This window comes from Pseudomonas proteolytica (genome assembly GCF_007858275.1).
GTDB lineage: Bacteria > Pseudomonadota > Gammaproteobacteria > Pseudomonadales > Pseudomonadaceae > Aquipseudomonas > Aquipseudomonas proteolytica.
In genome coordinates this window covers 102,340-110,389 of sequence record NZ_VFEV01000023.1, presented here as the reverse complement: position 1 = coordinate 110,389, position 8,050 = coordinate 102,340, and the positions used below count along the sequence as shown (strand labels likewise).

The window sequence follows — 8,050 nt, the reverse complement described above, 5'->3', positions numbered from 1 at the left end:
CCAGTTGCGGCTGTTCCTTGTCGACAACGGCCTTGAGCAGCTTGGCAACGGCCAGCGAGGTCAGTTCTTCAGCGGATTCGACGAGTACGGCGCGATCAGCACCCAGCGCCAGAGCAGTACGCAACTGCTCTTGAGCAGTGGATGGCCCTACGGAAACGACGACGATTTCAGTCACAACGCCTTTTTCTTTCAGGCGTACGGCTTCTTCCACGGCGATTTCGCAGAAAGGGTTCATCGACATTTTGACGTTAGCCAGATCGACGCCGGAATTGTCCGCCTTGACGCGAACTTTCACGTTGTAATCGACAACGCGTTTGACAGCTACAAGAACCTTCATGGATTCCTCGTTACTCTCCGGTGAAAAGGAAGCCGCCCGGATAAACCTGGCGGTAGATGCTCAACGGCGCACAAGGGCACCTCTAAAAACGCAGGCCGTCATGACAGGTAACGTTGCACGTACTCAATAATAAAGACCGTTCGTCAGGGGTGACTGACAAGTCATTCATCGTCGCAACGTGTAAACTGCGCGCCAGCATTACGTGCGCGTCAACCTGCCAAAGCAGTGCCTTGTCTTTGGACGTGGCCTTGAAACCGGCAGTCCGCCTACGAGAAGCGCAAAACCGACCGTATATTGACCGGAACACCTTTTCCGGTCAATACAGCAAAATGGTCAGATATAAGCCGCGTTGCTTTGATTTACCTAGCTCGCGGGCAATTCAAACAAACGTTTGTATTGGACGCTGAGAGTGGTGTAGATATAATGCGCCACCTAGAGAGAAAGGTGGGTCGTCCCCTGCCCTGTTGTAAGAAATTGGCGCAGAAGACGACAGATAAAACACCGAACCTCCACCCATTAGAAAAAAAACTGTTGAGCCTTGAGTAGGAGATAGCCTGTGGAACGCGAATACATGGAATTCGACGTGGTCATCGTCGGCGCAGGGCCGTCGGGCCTGTCTGCCGCCTGCCGACTGAAGCAGAAGGCCGCCGAAGCCGGTAAGGAAATCAGCGTCTGCGTGGTCGAAAAAGGCTCCGAAGTCGGCGCACACATCCTGTCCGGTGCCGTGTTTGAGCCACGCGCCCTGAATGAATTGTTCCCAGACTGGAAAGAGCTGGGCGCCCCGCTCAATACCCCAGTCGTGCGCGACGACATCTATGTACTGCGCAGCAGCGACAGCTCCACCAAGGTTCCAGATTTCTTTGTGCCCAAGACCATGCACAACGAAGGCAACTACATCATCTCCCTGGGCAACCTGTGCCGCTGGCTGGCCCAGCAGGCCGAGAACCTGGGCGTGGAAATCTACCCAGGCTTCGCCGCCCAGGAAGTGTTGTTCGACGAAAACGGCGTAGTGCGCGGGATCATCACCGGCGACCTTGGCGTGGACCGTGAAGGCCAGCCAAAAGACGGCCTGTACACCCCCGGCATGGAACTGCGCGGCAAGTACACGCTGTTCGCCGAAGGCTGCCGTGGGCACCTGGGCAAGCAACTGATCCAGCGCTTCAACCTGGACAGCGACGCCGACGTGCAGCACTACGGCATCGGCCTCAAGGAAATCTGGGAAATCGACCCGGCCAAGCATCAGCCAGGCCTGGTGGTCCACACCGCCGGCTGGCCGCTGGACATCATGAGCAACGAGAACACCGGTGGCTCTTTCCTCTATCACCTGGAAAACAACCAGGTGGTCGTAGGCCTGATCGTCGACCTGTCCTACAGCAACACCTTCCTGTCGCCGTTCGATGAGTTCCAGCGCCTCAAGCATCACCCGGTGCTGGCCCAGTACCTGGAAGGCGGCAAGCGCATCAGCTACGGCGCGCGCGCCCTGGCCAAGGGCGGCATCAACTCGCTGCCGAAGATGATATTCAAAGGCGGCGCCTTGATCGGTTGTGACCTGGGCACCATGAACGTGGCCAAGATCAAGGGCAGCCATACCGCAATGAAGTCCGGCATGCTCGCCGCCGACGCCGTGGCTGATCGCCTGTTCGCCGAGTCTGAAGGCGGCGATGAACTGACCGCCTACGTCGACAGCTTCAAAGCCAGCTGGCTTTACGAAGAACTGTTCGCCACCCGCAACTTCGGCCCGGCGATGCACAAGTTCGGCCCGATCATCGGTGCTGGCTTCAACTGGTTCGACCAGAACATCCTCGGCGGCAAAATGCCGTTCACCCTGCATGACACCAAGCCGGACTACGCCTGCCTCAAGCTGGCCAAGGACAGCCAAAAGATCGACTACCCAAAACCCGACGGCAAGTTGAGCTTCGACAAGCTGAGCTCGGTGTTCCTCTCCAGCACCAACCATGAAGAAGAACAGCCGTGCCACTTGAAACTCAAGGACCCGAGCATCCCGATCGGCACCAACCTGCCGCTTTACGATGAACCGGCGCAGCGTTACTGCCCGGCCGGCGTGTACGAAGTCATCACCAAGGAAGACGGTGAGAAGCGCTTCCAGATCAACGCCCAGAACTGCGTGCACTGCAAGACTTGTGATATCAAGGACCCTTCGCAGAACATCACCTGGGTGACACCGGAAGGCGCGGGCGGGCCGACTTACCCGAATATGTAAGCCATCTGCTTGAACATGAGGCTCTCCACTGGAGAGCCTTTTTTATGGCCGACACAAATCTAATGTGTGAGCGGGCTTGCTCGCGAAGGCGGTGTGTCAGTTAAGAATTATTAACCTGACACACCGCCTTCGCGAGCAAGCCCGCACATTTAGATAGAGGTATCTCCAGGATTTATGCGGCGCGCTCTTCACCCGGGTTACGCTCGAAATAGCGTTTATATTCCCGACTGAACTGCGACGTACTCTGATACCCCACGTTATGCGCCGCCTGCGCCACGCCCATGCCTTCCACCAGCAACAGCTGTTGGGCCTTGAGCAGACGCAGACGCTTGAGGTACTGCACCGGCGACAACAAGGTGCAACGCTTGAAGTGCTCATGGAACGTCGACGCACTCATATGCGCATAACCGGCCAGGGTCTCGATGTTCAGGGGTTCGGCGTAATGGGCATGCAGATGGTTCAAGGACGTGGCAATCCGCGAGAACTGCCCCTGCTGCTCCACCAGGGCGCGCAGCACATCGGCCTGGGGCCCACGCAGTGCGGTGAACAATAATTCCCGCACCCGCGCCGGCCCCATGATCCGGGCCTCCAATGGATCGTGCAGGCACTGCAACAGGCGCTCGACGCAACCGCGCATCGCGTCATCCAGTACCACCGAGCTCATCGACTCCAAGGTCTGGGCCGTCGGCGGTGGGCCAGCCTGCATGCCCATAGCCATCACCAACTCGCCCAACACCACCCGATCAATACCCACAGTCACCCCGTACAGCGGGGCATCGGCGGCCATGGCAAACGTCTCGCACTCGAACGGCACCGGCATTGCCTGGATCAGGTAGTGCCCGGCGCCGTACTCCAGCGTCCTGGGGCCCAGGTAGGCGACCTTGCTGCCCTGAGCCACGAACATCAGGCTCGGTTCGTAGATCTGCGGGCCGCGTGCTACGTCGCAACTGGCGCGCAACACCTTCACACCCGCCAGGTGAGTCGGGGAAAAACCATCGCGGGGCGTCAGCCCCTCAATCAAGGAAACCAGCGTGGCGTTGGCATCAAGATGGCGAGTCAACAACATGGCAAAAACTTCGCGAAAAAGGGATGAGAACATCATCGCAGGTCTGGCGGCCAATAAATCCAATCCAGGGGCACTCCCGGACGAATAGGCATGAGACTCGGAGCATTTGCCATGTTCGCCCACCGGGTCCACGCGCAGAATTCGCCACCTTTCCCGTCCAAGCTTTTGCGAGGTTTTCACCATGTACACCGCCATCGGTTACGCCGCCCAGTCGGCCACCACTCCCCTCGCCCCCATGTCTTTCGAGCGCCGCAGCCCGCGGGCCGATGACGTGGCAATCGAGATTCTGTACTGCGGCGTCTGCCACTCCGACATCCACCAGGCTCGCAACGAATGGGGCATCGCCGTCTACCCGCTGATGCCGGGCCATGAGATTGTCGGCAAGGTCACGGCCGTCGGCGCCAGCGTCAGCGCGCATAAAGTCGGCGACCTGGTCGGCGTGGGCTGCATGGTGGACTCGTGCCGCCACTGCGAAGCCTGCAAATCGGACCTGGAGCAATACTGCCTCGAAGGCCCGACCATGACCTATGCCACCCCGGATCGCGTGGACGGCAGCAACACCATGGGCGGCTACTCCGATAGCATCGTGGTCAGCGAGCACTTCGTGGTGAAGATTCCGGCCAAGCTCGACCTGGCCAGCGCTGCGCCGATCCTCTGCGCAGGCATCACTACCTACTCGCCGCTCAAGCACTATGGCGTCAAGGCCGGCGACAAGGTCGGGATTCTGGGCATGGGCGGCCTGGGCCATATGGGCATCAAGTTCGCCAAGGCCATGGGCGCTGAAGTGACGCTGTTCACCCGCTCCGCGAGCAAGGCAGAAGAAGGCCGGCGCCAGGGCGCCGATCACGTGATCGTGTCCACCGATGCCGAGCAGATGAAAGCCGCCGCCGGGCATTTCGATTTCCTGCTGGACACCATTCCGGTGCAGCACGACCTCAACCCCTACCTCGATACCCTGCGCTTTGACGGCGTGCATATCCTGGTGGGTTTGATCGAGCCGGTAGACCCTCCGGTCAACGCCGCCAAGCTGGTGCTGGGCCGTAAAGTGCTGGCCGGCTCACTAATCGGCGGTATTGCCGAAACCCAGGAAGTCCTGGATTTCTGCGCCGAGCATGGCATTACCTGCGACATCGAAATGCTCGATATCCGCCAGATCAACGAAGCCTATACACGCATGATTGCTGGCGACGTGAAGTACCGCTTCGTGATCGACATGACCACCCTGAAGGCTTGATCAGGCCTTCGCCCCCAACTCCGCTGACAGCCGTGCTGCAACCTGTTTGACCACAGGAATCAGCTCGGCCATTTTTTCCAGCGGCATGTAGGGCACCGTACTGGCGATGCTGATGCCGGCGACAATCCGCCGGCTGGCATCGCGCACGGGCGCGGCCACACAGCGGATCGACGGCTCGTTGTCTTCCAGGTCGAACGCATAGCCGCCCGCGACATATTCGCGCATGCGTTGCTCGAATTGCTCCCAGGATTGTTCCGGGTGCTGCGGCCAGTGCAGGTTTTTCCCGCCTACCGGCAAGCTGGCCTGATACAGGCGCTGCCATTCCTCTTGCGAATCATCGAGCAACAAGGCCTTGCCGATCCCGGTACGTGCCAGGGGCATGCGGTGGCCGACCCGCGAGCGCATTTCCGGGCCGTTGCGCCCAGGATTCTTGTGCAGGTACAGCACATCGTCGTATTCACGGATCGCCAGGTGGATGGTGTCGCCGGTCAGCGCCGACAGCTCATCCAGATAAGGCATCGCCAGCGTCACCAGCGGCAGTTCTTCCCGGGCCTGGAAGCCCAACTCGATCAGCTTGGGGCCCAGCAGGTAGCCGACTTGCGGCACTACCCGCAGGTAGCGTTCGTCCACCAGGCAACTGGCCAGGCGATGCGTGGTGCTGCGAGTGGTGCCGATGCGCCGGGCAATCTCCTTGAGATCCCGCGCCCCGGATGCCACCGCCTGCACCACGCCCAGGCCGCGCAACAGGGTCTGGGTGCCCGTGGGCGCGGAGTCTTTGGCGGGCGTCGGTGGGTTTTCCTGCATGTCGGAGCCTATCTGGAAATGCGAAAGCGGCGGCCATTATGGCAAATGCCGGGCCTCATAACAGGGCCGATCTCAGCCTTGGGCAAACTCACGCAACGCATCGCCTTCCATGCGGTAGCGCACCCACTCTTCCTGGGGTTGGGCGCCGATGGATTTGTAGAACGCAATGGCCGGTTCGTTCCAGTCCAGCACGCTCCACTCAAAGCGCCCACAGCCATTGTCGTAGGCGATCTTCGCCAAGTGGCGCAGCAACTTCTTGCCCGCCCCACCACCGCGCTGCTCCGGGTTGATGTACAGGTCTTCCAGATACAGGCAGTTGCTGCCAAGCCAAGTGGAGTAGCTGAAGAAGAACACCGCAAAACCAATCGGCAAGCCATCGCGCAGGCAGATCAGGCCATGGGCGGTGGCACCTTCGCTGAACAGGCTGCGCTCGATATCCACCACGCTGGCGATCACTTCGTGGCGGGCTTTTTCGTACTCGGCCAGTTCAGTAATAAAGGTCAGGATCTGCGCAGCATCGCTGGGTACGGCGGGACGGATCTCGATGGTCATGAACAGGCCTGCGGCTAAAAAAGAAAGGACACATACTAAGGCGCTTTGATGACCGCTTGCAGGGATTTATGCACGCGATTACTCCGCTGCGCAGCAATGCTGACGCCAGTAACCACAGAACAAAGCACGGGGTGGCCCGTGGTAAAAAGTCCGCCATAAATCCAACAAACCCCAAGGCTTGCCCATGCGCCCCTCTGCTCCAGTTGGCGGAACGCTCTTCGCCCTGTTCTGCCTTGCCAGCTACCTGCTGTCACTGTCGTATGGCTCGACGTTTTTGTTGTCGCTGCTGATCGATTCCAGAGGCGGCAATGAACACGACGCCGGCAGCGTGATTTCCATGGCGATGCTCAGTACGTTTATCGCGGTGATTGCATCCGGGCACCTGGCCGATGCCCTGGGTGCCGCGCGCTCAATTGCCTGCCTGGGGATCCTGCTGGTGGTGGCCTGCCTGGGCTTTGCCCTGACGCCGGGTTTTGGCCTGGGCCTGATGTTGTTTGGCCTGACCCTCGGGCTGGGCTGGGGCGTGTTCTACACCCTGGGCCCGATCATCGTGGCGATGCTGGTGGCGCCCAGCCACAGGGCCAAGTATTTCGCCTGGCTGTCGGGAAGCATGATGACCGGCATCGGTTCGGGCCCCCTGTTGGGGCGGGCGGCCAGCGCCATGGGCCTGCCTCTGGAAAGCGCATTTTATATTGCAGCTCTCGCCAGCCTGGTGGGCGTGCTGATGTTCTGGCGCCTGGGCAGCTATCTCAAGCAGCAACCCAACTTGCTGGGGACTGGCACCGTGTCGAAAATTTCCTGGGTCAGCACCCGGCGCGTACTGGGGTCGAAGGCGGCATTCGCGATCATCATGGTTGGCCTGGGCGGCTGTGTGTTTGGCGGGCTGTCGAGTTTCCAGACCAGCTACGCGGCAAGTCAGGGGCTAGATTACTCGCTGTTTTTCCTGGGCTTCATGGGCGCGGCGATCACCAGTCGATTGTTGATTGCCAGCGTGGTGGTCAAGCGGGATGCGTACTGGTCGGCCTGTGTGTTATCCGGATTGATGCTGGTGTCGATCCTGATGTTCAGCTTCGGCGTGCATGACAGCTTCAGCTACTTGCTGGCGGCTATCACCTTGGGAGTGGGTTACGGCCTGACCTATTCAGTGATCAACGGCCTGGCCGCCAACGAAGCGCCAACTGCCAGCACGCCCCAAGCCTTGCTGCTGTTCAGCCTGTCGTACTTTATCGGGGTGTTCGGGTTTCCGCTGCTGGCGGGCAAGCTGATTGTCGAGCATGGCGTGCCAACCCTGCTCGCCAGTGTATTGGGCATCGCCTTGCTCAACTGGCTGATCACGGTGCTGCGCCTGATTTGGCGCCGGGTGTCGAAACACAAAATCTTACAGGTGACCTAGCACCGTTCGTCGTGATCCAGGCACCAACAATAAGAGTGGGCTGACCAACCTAAGGTAAGGACTTTATTCCTATGGAGGCTCCACCATGAATACTTCCAAAGTGACTGCCCTCGCCTTCGCTGGCTTGCTGTCTGCGGTGTCCCTGGCCAGTGTTGCGGCAACCGACCCTTCCACCGGCAAGACCGACCCTATTGGTAGCCCGCCCAACCCCGCCACCCAAGAAACCGAGAACTCCATGGGCACCGGGCTCGATACCAATGGCGGAGCCATCATCCAGGACGGCGCCGACCCACGCACCCGAGGCAATGACGGCAACCGCCAGGGCCTGGGCACCGATGTCGAGAACGGCAAGATCGGCCCCGGCAAGAATGCCACCCCAAGCGGCAACGATGACAACCTGCCCGGCGCGCCAAAACAGCCTTGAGCCACTGGCCGACAGACGA

At 60.1% G+C, this 8,050-nt stretch carries 8 protein-coding genes; 4 read left to right on the top strand and 4 right to left on the bottom strand.

Annotated features, from left to right (window positions below; genetic code table 11):
* On the bottom strand, window positions 1-337 hold a 337-nt coding region (locus FIV38_RS17805), incomplete at its 3' end, for an adenine nucleotide alpha hydrolase family protein (RefSeq protein ID WP_478212876.1).
* Window positions 338-893: 556 nt separating this feature from the next.
* Here FIV38_RS17805 and FIV38_RS17800 point away from each other — a divergent pair.
* Complete coding sequence (locus FIV38_RS17800; RefSeq protein ID WP_070994632.1) at window positions 894-2,558, top strand: electron transfer flavoprotein-ubiquinone oxidoreductase; 1,665 nt, start codon at window positions 894-896, stop codon at window positions 2,556-2,558.
* Between the two features lie 172 nt (window positions 2,559-2,730).
* Here FIV38_RS17800 and FIV38_RS17795 read toward each other — a convergent pair whose 3' ends face one another.
* Window positions 2,731-3,624, bottom strand: a complete 894-nt coding sequence (locus FIV38_RS17795) for an AraC family transcriptional regulator (protein WP_029299660.1) — start codon at window positions 3,622-3,624, stop codon at window positions 2,731-2,733.
* Window positions 3,625-3,805: 181 nt separating this feature from the next.
* On the opposite strand from FIV38_RS17795, the gene FIV38_RS17790 reads away from it, so the two are divergent.
* The gene (locus FIV38_RS17790) at window positions 3,806-4,858 is read left to right on the top strand and encodes an NAD(P)-dependent alcohol dehydrogenase (protein ID WP_029299662.1); all 1,053 of its coding nucleotides are present in this window, start codon (window positions 3,806-3,808) and stop codon (window positions 4,856-4,858) included.
* On the opposite strand, the gene FIV38_RS17785 is transcribed toward FIV38_RS17790, so the two are convergent.
* A complete protein-coding gene (locus FIV38_RS17785) occupies window positions 4,859-5,662 on the bottom strand; it encodes an IclR family transcriptional regulator (RefSeq protein ID WP_029299664.1) in 804 nt (267 codons plus the stop codon). It abuts the gene before it with no gap.
* Window positions 5,663-5,734: 72 nt separating this feature from the next.
* Window positions 5,735-6,214, bottom strand: coding sequence for a GNAT family N-acetyltransferase (locus FIV38_RS17780; protein WP_029299666.1), 480 nt, complete (start codon window positions 6,212-6,214; stop codon window positions 5,735-5,737).
* A 184-nt stretch (window positions 6,215-6,398) separates the two neighbouring features.
* On the opposite strand from FIV38_RS17780, the gene FIV38_RS17775 reads away from it, so the two are divergent.
* Complete coding sequence (locus FIV38_RS17775; protein ID WP_092237561.1) at window positions 6,399-7,607, top strand: MFS transporter; 1,209 nt, start codon at window positions 6,399-6,401, stop codon at window positions 7,605-7,607.
* A gap of 85 nt (window positions 7,608-7,692) precedes the next feature.
* The gene (locus FIV38_RS17770; protein ID WP_070994635.1) at window positions 7,693-8,031 is read left to right on the top strand and encodes a hypothetical protein; all 339 of its coding nucleotides are present in this window, start codon (window positions 7,693-7,695) and stop codon (window positions 8,029-8,031) included.
* Window positions 8,032-8,050 lie beyond the last annotated feature (19 nt).